This window comes from Microbacterium sp. 22195 (assembly GCF_052056515.1).
Classification (GTDB): domain Bacteria; phylum Actinomycetota; class Actinomycetes; order Actinomycetales; family Microbacteriaceae; genus Microbacterium.
This window is the reverse complement of sequence record NZ_JBQEPE010000004.1, coordinates 284799-300539: the sequence shown is the minus strand read 5'-3', so window position 1 is coordinate 300539 and position 15741 is coordinate 284799. Positions and strand designations below refer to the sequence as shown.

The window sequence follows — 15741 nt, the reverse complement described above, 5'->3', positions numbered from 1 at the left end:
CCCGTGCTCTCGACGAAAGGAGGGGGTGCGGGATGCCATCATTGACGCGGGGGAACGACTGCTTCAGAAAGGGTGACGTCCGGTGACCGAGACGCACGAGTCCGACAACGCGCAGAGCGGCGACTTCTTCGACCAGCTGCTGACGTCCGCCCCCGGCAAGGAGCATGCGTCGTTCACGCAGGCCTTCCGCGGCTACGACAAGGCCGAGGTGGACGCCGCCCTCGCGACCCTGCGCGACCAGGTCGCGCGCCTCAGCGCCGACCGGGAGACCGCGGATGCCCGCCACCGCGATGCCCTCGAGGCGCTGCGCGCCGACCACGCGCGTGCGCTCGCCGACGCCGTCGCCGGCAACGACGCCCGCCTGGCCCGGCTGGAGGACGAGCTCGCCGCTGCCAGGGCGCAGGCAGAGGACGCCGCCGCGCAGGTGAGCACCCTCGCGACCGAGCTGAGCGACGGGCCCAAGGGCGCCGACGAGCCGCAGAGCCGTCAGCAGTTCGAGGCCGTGCTGCGCGTGGCCGAAGACCAGGCGAGCGTGCTGATCCACAACGCCGCCACCCAGGCCGAGCGCCTGCTGCAGGCGGCGCGTGAGGAGGCCGAGTCGAAGCGGGCCGAGCTCGCCGCCGATGTCGCCCGCATCACCGCGCAGGCCGAGCACGACGCGGACCAGGTGCGGCTGAAGATCGACACCGAGCTGACCGCGCACCAGGCGCGCCTCGAGCGCGAGTCCTCGCACGCGGCCGAGAAGGTCACGCAGGCGGAGCGCGAGGCCGCGACCGTGCGCACCGAGGCCGAGAAGGGCGCGGCCGCGCTGCGCGCCATGGTCACCCGCGAGACCACCGACCAGCGATCGGATGCCGAGCGCGAGGTCCGCGAGATGAACGCGCGCGTGCTGGAGTTCGAGGAGACCCTCACCCGCCGTCAGGACGACGCGCAGCAGGAGTTCCTGGTGCTGCACAACCAGGCCGTCGCGCACGCCGAGCGCATCACCACCGACGCCAACGAGCAGGTGGCCGCGTCGCTCGAGCACGCGCAGCGCATCTCGGCGAAGGCCGAGGACTACGAGCGCCTGATGCGCAGCCAGGCGCAGGCCATCGAGGCCGAGGCGCAGGTGAAGGCGCGCGAGACCCTCGACCGCGCCCGCGCCAAGGCGCAGAAGATCATCGATTCGGTCACCGGCCACGCCACCGCCGCACTGCGGGATGCCGAGGACCGCACCCGCCAGCTGCGCTGGCAGCAGCAGCAGCTGAACAGCTTCATGGCCGAGGTGCGCGAGCTGATCCGCCCCGAGGGCGTGCTGGCGAAGCCGGCATCCGCTCCCGCGCCTGAGGCCGTAGCGCCCGAGGTCGCCGAGGTCGAGGCGGATGCCGAGCGCGACGACGCCCTGGAGGCGGAGTTCGACGCCCTGGTCGAGGACGAGGCGACCGACGAGGACGGCTCCGACGAGGCCGAGGCCGAGGCCGACGTCGAGCTCGAAGAGGACGAGACCGCCCGCGCCTGACCGCCGCGCGCTGCGCAGCCGCGTGTCCCAGAAGCGGCGGGTGCGGCGAGTCGTCACCCGCTCGTAGTGGCACATGGCTGCCTGCGTGTCCCAGAACGGGCAGGTGCGCGGCTTCAGCACCCGCCCCTTCTGAGACAGGCATCCGGGCGATCGTCCCGGAGCGGTTCACAGGCGCCCGTCCTAGACTCGAGGCATGGCTCAGCGGAACACCTGGCAGCGGGAGCGCGTGCGCGATGCGCTCACCGACGCGCGCGGTTTCGTGAGCGCACAGACCCTGCACGCCGATCTGCGACAGGCCAACACCGGCATCGGCCTGGCCACCGTGTACCGGGCGCTCGCCGGGCTCGCCGCATCCGGTGAGGCGGACTCCCTGCAGAGCCCCGAGGGAGAGGCGCTGTACCGCGCCTGCTCGACCCAGGGGCATCACCACCACCTGATCTGCCGCTCGTGCGGACGCGCGGTCGAGATCGAGGCCAAGGACGTCGAGCAGTGGGCGCAGCGCACCGCCGCGGCGTACGGCTTCACGCAGGCCGAGCACGTCGTCGACATCTTCGGCCTGTGCGCCGAATGCGCGGCCCGGCTCGCGAGCGAGACAGAGCCATCGGGAGCGGGCGAGTGACCTCAGCCCCGTCCCGGATGCCGCAGACGGCATCCACCGGTGCGGTGCACGCCCATCGGCATCCGCCCCGGCGCATCCCCACGGGGCAGGCGATCGGGATCGGGGTCGGCATCCTCGCGGTGCTGGTGCTCATCGACGTCTTCGTGCCGAACCTGTTCGCGAAGGCACTGCCCGATCGTGCTCAGGACGGGCTCACCCTCACGCTCAGCGTGCTGATCGAGGCGCTGCCGTGGGTGATCCTCGGCGTGGTGCTGTCGATCGTGGTGCAGGTGTGGCTGCCCGCGGACGCCGTGCAGCGCTGGCTGCCGCAGAACGCCTGGGTGCGTCGCGCCGTGCTGTCGCTGCTGGGCATGTTCATCCCGGTGTGCGAGTGCGGCAACGTGCCGTTCGCCCGTGGCCTGATGATGCGCGGTCTCGCGCCGGCCGAGGCGCTGACCTTCCTCGTGGCGGCTCCCATCGTGAACCCCATCGTGATCCTCACCACGCACGCGGCGTTCGGCTGGGACGGCGGCATCCTGATCGCGCGACTGGTGGGCGGCTACCTGATCGCGAACCTGATCGGCTGGATCTACAGCCGCCACCCCGACCCGCAGGCCCTGCTCACGGAGCGGTTCGTGGAGACCTGCGAGCAGGTGGTGCACGAGCCCGGTTCGCCGACGCGGCGCAGCCTGATCCAGTTCCTGGTCGAGCTGCGCGCCGTCATGCCGGCGCTCGTGATCGGCTCGGCGCTGGCCGGGGCCGTGCAGGTGCTCGTCCCTCGCGACGTGCTGCTGGCGATCGGATCGAATCCCGTGCTGTCGATCCTGGCCATGGTGGCGCTCGCGATGACCGTGGCGATCTGCTCGAACGTCGACGCGTTCTTCGCGCTGTCGTTCGCGTCGACGTTCTCGTCGGGGGCGATCATCGCGTTCCTGCTCGTCGGGCCGCTGGTCGACGTGAAGATGCTCGCCCTGCTGCGCACGACCTTCGTCGCGCGCGTGCTGGCCGGACTCGTGGGCCTGGTCGTGCTCAGCGCCTGCGCCATCGGGATCGGGGTGAACGTCTTTGGCTGATCACGTGGACGAGCCCCGTCGCCTGCACGCCCTGGCCTCCCGCTGGCTGGGGCTGGGCCTCGCGACCGTCGTCGCGGTCGTGACGCTCGGACTCGCCGTCGTCGGCCGGCTGACGATGTACATCAGCCCCGACACCGTGTGGTTCGCGTGCCTTGCGGCGATCGTGATGCTCGCGGTCGCGGTCTGGTCGTGCACCCTGCCGCTCGGCGTGGAGGGCGACCACGACCACACTCACGGAACCTCCGGCCCGGATGCTGCGGCGCATCGCCGCCGCGCGCTGCAGACGGCGGGCGTGGTCGCCGGCGGCATCGTGTCCTCGGCGGTCGTGCTCGCCGCGCTGCTCCTGCCGCCGGCATCCCTCTCCGCCCAGCTCGCGGTGTCGCGGGCGGGGGAGAATCCGGTGCTCTTCGCGGGTGCGGATGACGTGACGCTGGGCGTCGCGGACACCACGACGTTCGGCGTCGGCGACTGGGCGAGCGCCTTCGCCACCTCGACCCGCCCGGAGGAGTACGACGGCGCCTCCGTGACCCTGACCGGCTTCGTCACGCCGGGTAAGGGCGGAGAAGCCGGTCTCACCCGCATGATCATCACGCACTGCGTGATCGACGCGCAGCCCGCCACCGTCCCCGTCGGCGGTGTCGCGGGCAAGTACTCGACCGGGCAGTGGATCGAGGTCACGGGCACCGTGCGAGCGGAGGCCGACGGCACGCTGCGCATCGAGCCGACGTCGGTGAAGAAGGTCGCCGAGCCGAAGGACCCCTATGAGTACTGACGGCGAGGCTCCGCTCACCCGGGCGCAGCTGCGTGCGCTGCGCGCCGCGGCGGAAGCCGATCCGCGGGTCCTGAGCGAGCGCAGCGAGACGAAGGGCGCTGAGGAGCCTGAGGCCACTCGCGCGGCCGAGCCCAACGAGGCTGAGGCGGAGGCCCCGGCAGCCCGTGCGGAGGAGCTGACCGCTGCACCCCCGGCTGCGCCGCCCACCATCCGGCATCCGGTCACCGCTCCCGGGGCCGCACCGCGCCCCGTGGCACCGGCACCCGCCGCGCAGCATCCCGAGCCGCAGCACCCGCATCCGCATCCGACGCCCGCGTCCGCTGACGCCCCTTCCGGTCACACTCCGGGGGCCGACACGCCAGATGTCGGACCGATTCGCGGGATCCGTCCGGAATCCGGCGTGTCGGCCCCCGATCCTGACACCGCGCCGGACGCGCCCGCCGACCGGCATCCGCTCCCGGCGATCCCCGCTCCCACCTCGCCCATCACGACCGGCCTCGCCGTACCCGAGCCCGGTCCCCGGGAGCCCGGCGTGCCTGGACCCGTCCGAGGCCGCCGCTCGACGCACACGGAGCTCGCTCCCGAGCCCGCATCGACTCGCGCCGCGGCTGAGCCCCGCAGTCGACGCTTCGCCCTGGCGCTGTTCTCCGTGCTCGGTGTGCTCGCGCTGGTGGTGGCGGCGCTCGGTGTCGTCAGCCTCACCCAGGGTCCGCGGATCTCGTCGACGTCCGTGAACGCCGCACAGGCGATCCAGACCTCGGGCAGCCGCCTCACCCTCACGCTGAACCAGCGGGTCGACTCGCTCGACGCGAAGCAGGTCAGCGTCACGCCCGCTGTCCCGTTCACGGTCGACGCGGCGGGGCGCAGCATCGGCATCCGCTTCACCACGGCGCTGAACGACGACACCACGTACTCCGTGAAGGTGTCCGGCGTCGTCGGCGCGGGAGGCGGACCGGCGTCCGACCTGGCGACGACGTTCCGCACTCCGGCTTCCCGCATCCTGCTGCTGCAGCGTGCGCCCGGCGGCAAGGACGACAAGATCTTCAGCACCGACCTCACCGGCGAGCGGGCGAGGCCGGTGTTCGAGCACCCGCGCATCGACGACTACCGCGTCAGCGGGAACAGCCTGGTCGTGGCCGTCGAGGAGAAGGGCGGCTCGCGCCTGATGGTCATGGATCTCGACGGCTCGCATCAGCGCGAGCTGAAGCTCCCCGGCGTCGGCTACGTGTCCTCGGTGCAGCTCTCCGACCGCGGTGGTTACGTCGGCTACAGCTACTCCGACCGCGACCTGACCGAGACCTCCGGGCGGGCGAGTGTGCTGGTCACGCAGTCGTTGAACGGCGCCGGGAAGCCCCGCATCGTGGAGGTGGGCGGCAAGGAGGCCAGCGTCGCCGAGTGGCAGTTCGTGCCGGACACCTCGTCGCTGCTTTTCGTCGACTTCGACGGCGCCCTGGGCCTGCAGGATGTCCGCTCCGACGGCGCCGTGAAGTCCATGGGCGTCGCCGCCAGCATCCTCGGCGTGAGCCGCGGCACCTACACGGCCATCGTCGAGCGCGCCGACGGGACCATCATGCAGGTCGACCTGACGGACGGATCGGAGACGCCGCTGCCGGCCTCCACACCGGACTACGGCGATGCCGACGCGATCGTGCCGTTCCCCGGCGGCACGGTGCGTCACGTCACCCAGCGCGATGAGGGCGGCATGCCCACCGGCCAGGCCGTCGTGCGTGTCGACGACAAGGGCGCCGCGAAGGTCGTCGCCGAGGTCAGCGGCTCGGATGCCATCGTGCAGACCTGCGTGTCGCCCAGCGGGCAGTACGCGGCCGTCGTGGTCGCCCCCGACCTGCCGAGCAACCCCTACGACGAGCTGCTGCTGCCCCTGCCGGGGACGCTGCACACGCAGCTGATCGACCTCGACGGCAAGCGGGAGCTGCCCACGCTGAACGGCTTCGACATCTCCTGGTGCGCGCAGGCGCCCCACCCGTGAGCACCCGCAGCACCGACCGCAGAGGAGGTGACATGACGCATCTCGCCGATCGCGCCGAGCTGGTCGACCTGCCTGTGGACGTGGCCCCGCGGCTGCTCGGCGCGCACCTGATCACCGCCGTCGACGGCGTCGAGACCCGGCTGCGGATCACCGAGGTCGAGGCGTACCACGGCAAGGGCACCGGCGCCGTGCCCGATCCCGGCTCGCACGCGCGGATGGGACCGACCGCGCGCAACGCCACGATGTGGGGCGAACCGGGGCACCTCTACGTGTACCTCAGCCACGGCATCCACTCCTGCGTCAACGTCGTCTGCGGCCCGGAGGGCGAGGCGGGAGGTGTGCTGCTGCGCGCCGGGGAAGTGGTCGAAGGGACGGATGCCGCCGCTGCGCGCCGCGGCGTCGAGACGCCGCTCGGGCGGACGGCGCTGCGCGACCTCGCCCGCGGCCCGGGGCGGCTGGGCCAGGCCGTCGGCCTGCGGCACGCGCTGCACGACGGCATCGACTTCGTGTCCGGTGCCGAACTGAACGGGGCCGTGGCGCGGCTGCTGCTGCTCGACGAACCCCTGTCGGACGTGTCCGCCGGCCCTCGCGTCGGTGTGGCCGGCGTCGCGGGGACCAGCGCGTTCCCCTGGCGCTTCTGGATCACGGGCGACCCGACCGTGTCACCGTTCCGGTGGGGACGCGGTGCGGCCGAGGCCGCCGCTCTGCGGGACGAGCTCGGCGATCCCGTGGCCTGAGCCGCGCTCGGACGCGGTCGCGTTCGCGCGCGGGGGTCAGGCGGATGCCGTGCAGCCGCAGGATTCGCGGATGCGCAGCCGCGTGCGGAACGCGCGGTGATCGCGCACGGCATCCGGCTCCAGGAGCAGTCGCACCGCGGCATCCGCCATCTGCTCCAGCGGCTGCACCGCCGTGGTGAGCCGCGGCCACACGAAGTCGGCGACCACGGTGCCGTCGAAGGACACGATCGCGATGTCGTCGGGCACGCGGATGCCGCGCTCGCCGAAGGCGGCGAGCATGCCGATCGCGATCTGATCGGATGCCGCCAGCACCGCACGGGGCCGTACCGCCCCCTCGAGCAGCTCCACCGCCGCGTCGTACCCGCCGTGGTACGTGAACGGGGTGTGCACGAGCGGACCCAGCGGGAGGTGCGCGGAGATGAGCGCCTCGCGCCAGCCGCGCTCGCGTGCGTCGTACCGGGCCGCGCTGCCGGCGAACGCGATCTCGCGGTAGCCGTGGCCGATGAGGTGCTCGGTCGCCTCGCGGGCGCCCACCGAGAAGTCCACGCCGACGCTGTGCAGGCCGTCGGTCTCGCCGAACTGCCCGATCACGACGGCCGGGATGCCGAGCGACTCCACCAGCGACTGCTCGCCCGCGGTGAGCACGTCGGCGATGATCAGCCCGCCGATCTGCCGCGACACCAGGTCGCGGATCTGCTCGGACGTGGAGGTCTGCGTGCGGTCGGAGTTCACGATCAGCAGCGATCGGCCGGCATCCGCCGTCGCCTGGTCGAGGGCATGGCAGAGCTCGGCGAAGAACGGGCTGCGGTTGTCGTGCACGAGCAGGCCGAACATGTCGGCGGAGCCCATCGACAGCGCGCGGGCGGCGGCGTTCGGGCGGTAGCCCAGCACGCGCACGGCGTCGAGCACGCGTTCTTTCGTGAGCGGGGCGACGGCCTTCGGGCCGTCGTTGAGCACGTAGCTGACGACCGCCGTGCTCACCCCGGCGTAGCGCGCCACATCGGCGCGGGTCACCGAGCGCGAACGGCGCTCAGCGGGCATCCGGGTCTCCCATGTCGGGGATCGCGAGGCGCTCCCCGCCGCGACGAGCGGACTCGTGCGCGATCACTCCGGGAAGGGTGAATCTCGCCGCCTGCCAGGCGTTCACCGGCGGCAGTGTGCTCTCGTTCACGGCCCGCACGAAATCGTCCACGAGGAAATGGTGACTGCCCTCGTGTCCGTTGTGCAAGGGGATGAGCTCCGCGGGGATGCGGGCGCGCTCGGCCTCGTGGATCGCGGCGTAGCCGGACACGAACGCATCGCGCAGTGCGGGAGCCACGTGCGCGAGTGACGGATCGTCGTGCGCCACGGACGCGTGCGTGTCGATGAGGTGCGAGATGTCCTCCACGCCGGTCTTGTCCTGCCACACCGTGGTGAGCGCCAGTTGCTCGAACGAGCCCTCGGTGCCGAACCAGCGGAACCGCGACTCGCGCAGGTGCGAGGGGTAGCCGACGCGGCGGAACTCGTTGACGCGCATCGATCCGCCGGCGGCGAGCTCGAACAGCGCGGTCGCGTTGGAGAAGTCGTTGTCGAACTGGCTCACCGCGCGGTCGAACACCCCGTCGCCGCGCTGATCCACGACGCCGATGGCCGAGACCGCCGTGGCGTAGGTGGGCCAGGCGCCGAGCACCCCGCCGATCGAGTGGGTGGGGTACAGCAGCGGCGGGTAGCTGGCTGTGGCCTTCCAGTTCTCGCCGCCCGAGTACTGGTACGCCTCGTAGAAGCCGAGATCCATGTCATGGACGTAGTCGCCCTCGCCGTAGAAGAGCCGCCCGAAAGCGCCCTCGGCGAGCTTCTGGCGGGCGAACACGGTGGACGGGTTGTAGTAGCTGGTCTCGCCCATCATGTAGGTCAGCCCGGTCTCGCGGACCGCGTCGATGATGGCGGCGATCTCGTCGGCCGAGATCGCCATCGGCACCGCCGAGTAGACGTGCTTGCCCGCGCGCAGCGCCTGGACGACGAGCGGCCCGTGCGTCCAGCGCTGCGTGAAGATGGCGACGGCGTCGACCGCGGGGGAGGCGATCATCTCCTCGAAGGAGGCGAAGGTGCCGGCCAGGCCCGCGGCGTGCACGAGCTCATCGGCGCGTGCGGGGATCACGTCGGTGATGTGCACCGCGGACACGCCGGGATGATGGTGGAAGAGCGTCGCGAACTGGCCTGCGAACTGGCCCGCCCCGACGATCCCCAAGGTGAACGCCATGCGCCCGAGTCTTCCATCGAGGGTCTACGGGTGTCAACATGAAAGGAGGCCCCGGAATCGTGCCCCTCAGAACGGTTCCGAGACCCCCTATACCCCAGTGATCTACGCGGGTAACGTATCACGAACAGGGCGAAAGCGCATCAGTTTTTTCCGCCATCGACAGCGACGCCGAGGATAGTGAGGACCAGATATGAAGACATCCCTGAGTTCGAAGCGGCTCCTTGCGGGTGCGGCGGTCGCCACGACCGCGGCTCTCGCCCTGAGCGGATGCTCCGGCGATTCCGGCGGCACCGGGGGTGGCGTCAAGATCGAGATGCAGACCAACTTCGGCGCGACCGACCCGTCCCTGAAGGTGCTGAAGAAGATCACCGACGCTTACGAGAAGGACAATCCGGGTGTCACGATCGAGCTGGTCCCGTCCACCGACACCTACGAGGACGACATCAAGGTGCGGCTCTCGTCGAACGACATCCCCGACATCTGGGCCACGCACGGCTGGTCGCTGCTGCGGTACAGCAAGTTCCTCGAGCCGCTGGACGGTCAGCCCTGGGCGAAGGACTTCAACAAGGCCCTGGCGCCGGCGATGCAGAACTCCGACGGGCAGTTCTTCGCGCTGCCGATCGACACCGACGTCGCCGGCATCGTCTACAACCGCACCGTGCTGAAGGACGCCGGCATCGACCCGGCGACGCTCACGGACTGGACCGCCTTCGAGACGGCGCTGAAGACGCTGAAGGACGCCGGGGTCACCCCCGTCTCGTCCTCAGGCAAGGACAGCTGGTTCGCCGGGAACATCACCGACTTCATCGGCTCGGGGGACTTCAGCGAGAAGGCGCTGGACGGGTTCAAGGACGGCACCTTCGACGAATCCGGGTACACCCGCATCCTCGAGCACCTGTCCACCTGGCAGAAGGACGGCTGGATCAACCCCGACTACTCCTCGGCCACCACCGACGACCTCGGGCGTGCGCTCGCCGAGGGCAAGACCGGCTTCGTGTTCGTGCAGAACTACCTGGTCGCCACCGCGCTGGGCTTCGACCCGAAGGCCGACCTGGGCTACATGCCCATCCCCTCCGAGGACGGCAAGCCGTTCCTGGTCGGCGGTGAAGGTCGGGCGTACGGGGTCTCCAAGACCTCCCCGAACAAGAAGCAGGCCCTGGACTACCTCGCCTACCTCGCCCAGCCCGACAACCTCTCCGAGCTCGCCAGTTCGATCGGCGGCATCCCGGGCCTCACGAACGCGAAGAGCGACCTCGGCATCCTCACCGCCAGCTACGACCAGTTCGTCAAGCCGGGCACCGTGCCGCTCAAGCCGTACTTCGACCGCGTCTACCTGCCCAACGGCATCTGGGACACCATGGTCACCACGACCGACGGCGTGCTCACCGGCCAGATGACTCCGGCGGATGCCGTGAAGCAGATGAAGTCGAGCTACGACTCGCTGCGCGGATGACGACCACCGTCAGGACGGTGCACAGGCCGAAACGGGGGACCGAGGGGTTGGTCCCCCGTTTCGCGAGCCGCGGCCTCAACCTGCTGTACCTGCCTGCGCTCGCCGTGCTCGGCGTGTTCATGCTCTGGCCCCTGCTGAACGGCGTGCTGCTGTCGCTGACGAACTGGGACGGATACTCGCCCGACCGGTCCTTCGTGGGCGCGACGAACTACCTGCGGCTGTTCGAGGATCCCAACTTCCGCACCGCGCTCGGGAACACCTTCCTGTACGGGGTCGGATCGACCGTGCTGCAGCAGGTGATCGGACTGGGACTCGCGCTCGCCTTGGATCGGCATGTGCGGGGGCGCGGCGTCGCCCGGGCGATCATCTACCTGCCCGTGCTCGTGTCGCCGATCGTGATGGGCACGATGTACTACCTGTTCCTCGCCTACAACGGCGGCGGGCTCAACGACCTGGTCATCGCGCTCGGCGGTGAGCGCACCGCGTGGCTCAGCGATTCCGGCACGGCGATCGCGCTGATCGTGGTGGTGAACTCGCTGCAGTTCGTCGGGATCTCGATGGTGATCTACCTCGCGGGCCTGCAGTCGATCCCCACCATGTACTACGAGGCCGCGCGACTCGACGGCGCCGGCGCCGCGCAGTCGTTCCGCAGCATCACGCTCCCGATGCTGCAGCCCGCGTTCGCGACGAGCATCGTGCTCAATCTGATCGGCGGCATGAAGCTGTTCGACGTGATCCAGGTGCTCACCGCCGGCGGGCCCGGATACTCCACGAACTCGGTGTCGACGCTGATCGCCAAGATGTACTTCGGCAGTCAGCGCGCCGGCTACGCCTCCGCGATGGGCGTGGTGCTGTTCCTGATCATCGCGGTGTTCACCCTCGTGCTGAACACCGCGCTGAACCGGCGAAGGCTGGAGCAGCTGTGAGCGCGACGAGCACGGCATCCGTGGTGACCGGCGACGCCCGGCGTGCGACATCCGCTCCGCGCTCGCCCTGGCCGGCGCGACTCGCGATCGGTGCCGGTGTGCTGCTCGCGGTGCTGCTGCAGCTGCTGCCGTTCTACATCACCGTCACCTCGGCGATGAAGGCGCGCAGCGACCTGTCCTCGCAGTGGCTGCCGCCGTTCACCGGCATCCACTGGCAGAACTTCGCCACCGCGATCGAGCAGGGCGGCATCCTGCGAGCGATCGGCAACAGCGCGATCGTCACTCTCGGCGCCACCGTGCTGGTGTGCGTGCTCGGCGCGCTCGCCGCCTACCCGCTGGCCCGGCGCCCCACGATCGGCAACCGGCTCGTGCTGGCAGGTGTGGTGGGGCTCATCATGATCCCGCCGCTGTCGATCCTCGTGCCGCTGTACTCGATGATGAGCCAGTGGCACGCCATCAACACCTACTGGGGCACGATCCTGGTGATGACGGCCACCCAGCTGCCGCTGGCGATCTTCCTGTACACCGCGTTCATGCGCGGGCTGCCGATCTCGATCGAGGAGGCGGCGTCGGTCGACGGCGCGAACGCCGTGCAGGTGCTGTTCCGCGTGGTGGTGCCGATGCTCAAGCCCGTCACCGCCACGGTCGTGATCCTCACCAGCGTGAATGTGTGGAACGACTACGCACTGAGCGTCTACCTGATGCGCAGCCCGGAGATGCGCACGATTGCGCCCGCGACCGCGACGTTCTTCTCCACCACGTCGAGCGACGTGGGTGCCGCGGCCGCGGCATCGCTGCTCTCCGCCTTGCCGGTGCTGATCGTCTACCTCGTGCTGCAGAAGTACTTCATCAAGGGCATGGTCGCCGGTTCGGAGAAGTGATCCGGTTCTGGTAAGCTGACTCCTTGTCTGTGCACACTCCTGTGCGCAGTTCGTGTCCCACTCCTTCATCCCGGCCCTGTGGCCGTGTTCGAGGGTGGGATGCAGACAAGGGATCTTGGGTGAGGCCGTCCGGCCTCACGGTATAGAAGGAGTCACAACATGGCAGCAGTGTGCCAGGTGACCGGTGCTGTTCCCGGCTTCGGTCACAACGTCTCGCACTCGCACCGCCGGACGAAGCGCCGCTTCGACCCGAACGTGCAGAAGAAGACCTACTTCGTTCCGTCGCTCGGTCGCAAGATCACGCTGAACGTGTCCGCCAAGGGCATCAAGGTGATCGACGCCCGTGGCATCGAGAAGGTTGTCGCGGACCTCCAGGCGAAGGGTGTGAAGCTCTAATGGCCAAGAAGGCTCAGGACATCCGTCCGATCATCAAGCTGCGTTCGACGGCAGGCACCGGTTACACCTACGTGACCAAGAAGAACCGTCGCAACACCCCCGACCGCCTCGTGCTGAAGAAGTACGACCCGGTGGTCCGCAAGCACGTCGAATTCCGAGAGGAGCGTTAAGACATGGCCAAGAAGAGCAAGATCGCCAAGAACGAGCAGCGCAAGGTCATCGTCGCCCGCTACGCGGAGCGTCGTGCCGAGCTGAAGAAGACCCTGGTCGACCCGAACGCCACCGACGAGGCCCGCGAGGCCGCTCGCGTCGGCCTGCAGAAGCTGCCGCGCAACGCGTCGCCGGTTCGCGTGCGTTCGCGTGACGCCATCGACGGCCGCCCCCGTGGTGTCCTCACGAAGTTCGGCATCTCGCGTGTCCGCTTCCGTGACATGGCCCACCGTGGCGAGCTGCCCGGCATCACCAAGTCGAGCTGGTAACACCCGCGGGAAGGGGCGAGGATCTTCGGATCCTCGCCCCTTTCGCGTACCCGGAGTCCGTGCCCGGTCTGGTCGTGACGCCGCCACACCTGTGACTGATGTGACTGAAGTGAATGGAAACGCCGAGAAACATGCCAAAACCCGCGAAATGACGCGGTTTTGTCGGTTGTGGTTGATACATTCGAGGCGGTCGATCGACCGACGGGGGGAACTCCGAAATCAACACGATGCGACGGACCGTCGTCGCTGGAGGATGACATGGCTGACAAGTCCATCACCAAGACCGAGCTCGTCGCGAGCATCGCTTCCGCCACCGGCGAGAGCCAGGCCACTGTTTCGCGCGTCCTCGACTCGCTGTTCGGCACCGTCTCCGACGCTGTCGCCAAGGGCAGCAAGGTCTCGATCCCGGGCTGGATCTCGTTCGAGCAGGTGGCCACCGCCGCCCGCACCGGCCGCAACCCGCAGACCGGCGCCGAGATCAAGATCCCCGCTGGCAAGCGCGTCAAGGTGACCGCCGGCTCCAAGCTGAAGGCTGCCGTCAAGTAAGACCGCACCGCCACGAAGGCCGTCCCTCCGGGGGCGGCCTTCTGCGTGCCCGGCGAGTGCCGACCCGCGCGAGCGGGCCCGTGCTCTCCCGCGTTCCGCACGTGCGGTCTCGGATCCGCGGTCACAGGCAACCGCCGTAGGCTGGAGGGGTGAAGTCGTACCGTCTCGTCGGCCTCGCGATCCTCCTCGCCGGCGCGGCGTTCGGCCTGATCGCGGCGCTCGTCGTCGGCGGCGGCGCGGTGCCGCCCAAGCTCCTGGACCCGGGGCCCATCGTGATGTGGGGGCTGCCGGCCGTCAAGCTGGTCGCCAATCTCGCGGGTGCCGCCATGCTGGGCTGCCTGGTGCTCGCGCTGTTCGCGCTGCGGAGCGGTTCGCGTCCCTATGACATCGCCCTGGACACGGCATCCGTGGGAGCAGCGGTCTTCACCGTCAGCTCGGCGATCGCCGCCGGGATGACGCTGCTCGCCGCGTTCAACCCCAAGCTCTCCGCCGACCGCACCTTCGGCGAGCAGCTCGGCACGTTCCTGCTCACGCTTCCGCTCGGTCAGGCCTGGCTGATCACCGTGCTGATGGGGGCCGTGATCACGCTTCTGGCCTTCGGCTGGCGCAGCTGGACAGGCACGCTCATGACCGCCGGGCTCGCCGCGGCATCCTTCCTCCCGCTCGCGACGCAGGGTCACTCCGGCGACGTGGAGGGGCACAACGTCGCGGTCAACGCGATCCTGCTGCACACCCTCGGAGCCGCCGCCTGGGTCGGCGGCATCATCCTGCTCGTGATCCTGCGCAGCGCCACGAACCGGACGAGCGGGAAGGCGAAGAAGGCGGATGCCCTGGATCTGCCGGTCCTCGTCGAGCGGTACTCCTCGATCGCGCTGATCGCCTTCATCGTCGTCGCCGTCTCGGGCATCGCCCGCACGGTCGTCGCGCTCGGCAGCTGGAGCGAGCTGTTCTCGCCCTACGGCCTGATCGTGCTCGGCAAGGCGATCCTGCTGCTGTGCCTGGGCCTGTTCGGCGCCTGGTACCGCCGCCGGCTCATCCCCCGGCTCAGCGGCGCGGACGAGAAGCGGTCGTTCTGGACGCTCATCCTGGGCGAGCTGCTGCTGATGGGCCTGGCATCCGGCGCCGCCGCCGCGCTGGCACGCACGCCTCCGCCGGTCGGCGAGCAGTCTCCCGCCAATCCGACCGCCGCGCAGCGGCTCACCGATTCGCCCCTGCCTCCGGAGCTGACCCTCGACCGCTGGTTCACCTCCTACGACATCGACGTGCTCTGGGCCGTCGTGATCGGCTTCGCCGTGTTCTTCTACATCGCCGGCGTCGTCCGCCTGCGCCGGCGCGGGGACGCGTGGCCCGTGCACCGCACGATCTTCTGGCTGTCGGGGATGCTCCTGCTGCTCTGGGTCACCTCGGGCCCGCTCAACGCGTACCAGGAGTACCTGTTCAGCGTGCACATGGCCGGCCACATGGTGCTGAGCATGGCGATCCCGCTGCTGCTGGTCAGCGGCGCGCCGATCACGCTGGCGCTGCGCGCGATCCACAGGCGCGAGGACGGCACGCGCGGCGCTCGCGAGTGGATCATGTGGGCGGTGCACTCGCCGTACTCCCGGGTGATCACGCATCCGATCGTCGCGGCGGCGATCTTCATCATCTCGCTGTGGGCCTTCTACTTCACCGACCTGGTGCGCTGGTCGCTGTACGACCATCTCGGGCACGAGTGGATGGTCATCCACTTCCTCATCTCCGGCTACCTGTTCGTGATGTCGCTGGTCGGCGTCGACCCGGTGCCGTACCGTCTGCCGCACGCGGGGCGCCTGATCACCCTGATCGCCGTGATGGCCATGCACGCGTTCTTCGGCATGGCGCTGATGATGCAGAACGGGCTCATGGTCGCCGAGTGGTTCGGCTCGATGGGCCGCACCTGGGGCCCGACTCCCATGGAGGATCAGTACATCGGCGGCGGCATCGCCTGGTCGGTGGGCGAGATCCCGACGCTGATCCTCGCGATCACCGTGGCGATCCAGTGGTCGCGATCGGATGACAGGCTGCAGCGCCGCAGCGATCGGGCGGCCGACCGCGACGGGGACGCCGAGCTGGCGGAGTACAACGCCCGGCTCTCGAAGCTGGCCGAGCAGGACCGTCGCGCCGCATCGCGGTCCTGA

At 69.9% G+C, this 15741-nt stretch carries 16 protein-coding genes; 14 read left to right on the top strand and 2 right to left on the bottom strand.

Annotation, left to right across the window (positions count from 1 at the left end):
- The first annotated feature begins 82 nt into the window (after positions 1–82).
- The 6 genes from ACTJJ4_RS14070 to ACTJJ4_RS14045 all read left to right on the top strand — a co-directional run bounded on the left by ACTJJ4_RS14070 (position 83) and on the right by ACTJJ4_RS14045 (position 6665).
- On the top strand, positions 83–1498 hold the full coding sequence (locus ACTJJ4_RS14070) for a DivIVA domain-containing protein (protein WP_440943909.1): 1416 nt from the start codon (positions 83–85) through the stop codon (positions 1496–1498).
- A 193-nt stretch (positions 1499–1691) separates the two neighbouring features.
- On the top strand, positions 1692–2117 hold the full coding sequence (locus tag ACTJJ4_RS14065) for a Fur family transcriptional regulator (RefSeq protein ID WP_292704147.1): 426 nt from the start codon (positions 1692–1694) through the stop codon (positions 2115–2117).
- A 17-nt stretch (positions 2118–2134) separates the two neighbouring features.
- Positions 2135–3169, top strand: a complete 1035-nt coding sequence (locus ACTJJ4_RS14060; protein ID WP_440943928.1) for a permease — start codon at positions 2135–2137, stop codon at positions 3167–3169.
- 4 nt (positions 3170–3173) lie between these two features.
- Positions 3174–3941 carry a TIGR03943 family putative permease subunit gene (locus tag ACTJJ4_RS14055; RefSeq protein ID WP_440943908.1) on the top strand — a complete coding sequence of 256 codons (768 nt, stop codon included), beginning with the start codon at positions 3174–3176 and terminating at the stop codon, positions 3939–3941.
- Positions 3931–5928 (top strand): hypothetical protein, encoded by a 1998-nt coding sequence (locus ACTJJ4_RS14050; RefSeq protein WP_440943907.1) that lies wholly within the window; start codon positions 3931–3933, stop codon positions 5926–5928. Before ACTJJ4_RS14055 ends, ACTJJ4_RS14050 begins: the two co-directional genes overlap by 11 nt.
- 32 nt (positions 5929–5960) lie before the next feature.
- On the top strand, positions 5961–6665 hold the full coding sequence (locus ACTJJ4_RS14045; RefSeq protein WP_440943906.1) for a DNA-3-methyladenine glycosylase: 705 nt from the start codon (positions 5961–5963) through the stop codon (positions 6663–6665).
- Positions 6666–6701: 36 nt separating this feature from the next.
- Here the strand turns inward: ACTJJ4_RS14045 and ACTJJ4_RS14040 are convergent, their stop codons facing one another.
- Together ACTJJ4_RS14040 and ACTJJ4_RS14035 are read right to left on the bottom strand one after the other, a co-directional pair.
- Positions 6702–7706, bottom strand: coding sequence for a LacI family DNA-binding transcriptional regulator (locus ACTJJ4_RS14040; protein ID WP_440943905.1), 1005 nt, complete (start codon positions 7704–7706; stop codon positions 6702–6704).
- A complete protein-coding gene (locus ACTJJ4_RS14035) occupies positions 7696–8904 on the bottom strand; it encodes a Gfo/Idh/MocA family protein (protein WP_440943904.1) in 1209 nt (402 codons plus the stop codon). The genes ACTJJ4_RS14040 and ACTJJ4_RS14035 overlap by 11 nt, the downstream gene beginning before the upstream one ends.
- A 190-nt stretch (positions 8905–9094) precedes the next feature.
- Here ACTJJ4_RS14035 and ACTJJ4_RS14030 point away from each other — a divergent pair, with 190 nt between their 5' ends.
- The 8 genes from ACTJJ4_RS14030 (at position 9095) to ACTJJ4_RS13995 (ending at position 15741) form a co-directional block, all read left to right on the top strand.
- Positions 9095–10357 (top strand): ABC transporter substrate-binding protein, encoded by a 1263-nt coding sequence (locus ACTJJ4_RS14030; protein WP_440943903.1) that lies wholly within the window; start codon positions 9095–9097, stop codon positions 10355–10357.
- Positions 10354–11283, top strand: coding sequence for a carbohydrate ABC transporter permease (locus ACTJJ4_RS14025; protein ID WP_440943902.1), 930 nt, complete (start codon positions 10354–10356; stop codon positions 11281–11283). Before ACTJJ4_RS14030 ends, ACTJJ4_RS14025 begins: the two co-directional genes overlap by 4 nt.
- On the top strand, positions 11280–12164 hold the full coding sequence (locus tag ACTJJ4_RS14020; RefSeq protein ID WP_440943901.1) for a carbohydrate ABC transporter permease: 885 nt from the start codon (positions 11280–11282) through the stop codon (positions 12162–12164). Before ACTJJ4_RS14025 ends, ACTJJ4_RS14020 begins: the two co-directional genes overlap by 4 nt.
- 159 nt (positions 12165–12323) lie before the next feature.
- Complete coding sequence (rpmB, locus tag ACTJJ4_RS14015) at positions 12324–12560, top strand: 50S ribosomal protein L28 (RefSeq protein ID WP_285638363.1); 237 nt, start codon at positions 12324–12326, stop codon at positions 12558–12560.
- Entirely contained in the window at positions 12560–12730 is a 171-nt protein-coding gene (rpmG, locus tag ACTJJ4_RS14010; protein ID WP_045250846.1) for a 50S ribosomal protein L33, read from the top strand. The genes rpmB and rpmG overlap by 1 nt, the downstream gene beginning before the upstream one ends.
- A gap of 3 nt (positions 12731–12733) precedes the next feature.
- Positions 12734–13039, top strand: a complete 306-nt coding sequence (gene rpsN / locus ACTJJ4_RS14005) for a 30S ribosomal protein S14 (protein WP_292704185.1) — start codon at positions 12734–12736, stop codon at positions 13037–13039.
- A gap of 258 nt (positions 13040–13297) precedes the next feature.
- Positions 13298–13585, top strand: coding sequence for an HU family DNA-binding protein (locus ACTJJ4_RS14000; RefSeq protein WP_285638350.1), 288 nt, complete (start codon positions 13298–13300; stop codon positions 13583–13585).
- A gap of 149 nt (positions 13586–13734) precedes the next feature.
- Positions 13735–15741: a cytochrome c oxidase assembly protein gene (locus ACTJJ4_RS13995; protein ID WP_440943900.1), complete on the top strand. Its 2007-nt coding sequence runs from the start codon at positions 13735–13737 to the stop codon at positions 15739–15741.

Excerpts from the sequence above, each read along its gene's own strand:
- ACTJJ4_RS14065 (WP_292704147.1), top strand. The coding sequence starts at position 1,692 with ATGGCTCAGCGGAACACCTGGCAGCGGGAGCGCGTGCGCGATGCGCTC.
- ACTJJ4_RS14060 (WP_440943928.1), top strand. The coding sequence starts at position 2,135 with ATGCCGCAGACGGCATCCACCGGTGCGGTGCACGCCCATCGGCATCCG.
- ACTJJ4_RS14050 (WP_440943907.1), top strand. The coding sequence starts at position 3,931 with ATGAGTACTGACGGCGAGGCTCCGCTCACCCGGGCGCAGCTGCGTGCG.
- ACTJJ4_RS14045 (WP_440943906.1), top strand. The coding sequence starts at position 5,961 with ATGACGCATCTCGCCGATCGCGCCGAGCTGGTCGACCTGCCTGTGGAC.
- ACTJJ4_RS14040 (WP_440943905.1), bottom strand. The coding sequence starts at position 7,706 with ATGCCCGCTGAGCGCCGTTCGCGCTCGGTGACCCGCGCCGATGTGGCG.
- ACTJJ4_RS14035 (WP_440943904.1), bottom strand. The coding sequence starts at position 8,904 with ATGGCGTTCACCTTGGGGATCGTCGGGGCGGGCCAGTTCGCAGGCCAG.
- ACTJJ4_RS14030 (WP_440943903.1), top strand. The coding sequence starts at position 9,095 with ATGAAGACATCCCTGAGTTCGAAGCGGCTCCTTGCGGGTGCGGCGGTC.
- ACTJJ4_RS14025 (WP_440943902.1), top strand. The coding sequence starts at position 10,354 with ATGACGACCACCGTCAGGACGGTGCACAGGCCGAAACGGGGGACCGAG.
- rpmB (WP_285638363.1), top strand. The coding sequence starts at position 12,324 with ATGGCAGCAGTGTGCCAGGTGACCGGTGCTGTTCCCGGCTTCGGTCAC.
- rpmG (WP_045250846.1), top strand. The coding sequence starts at position 12,560 with ATGGCCAAGAAGGCTCAGGACATCCGTCCGATCATCAAGCTGCGTTCG.
- rpsN (WP_292704185.1), top strand. The coding sequence starts at position 12,734 with ATGGCCAAGAAGAGCAAGATCGCCAAGAACGAGCAGCGCAAGGTCATC.
- ACTJJ4_RS14000 (WP_285638350.1), top strand. The coding sequence starts at position 13,298 with ATGGCTGACAAGTCCATCACCAAGACCGAGCTCGTCGCGAGCATCGCT.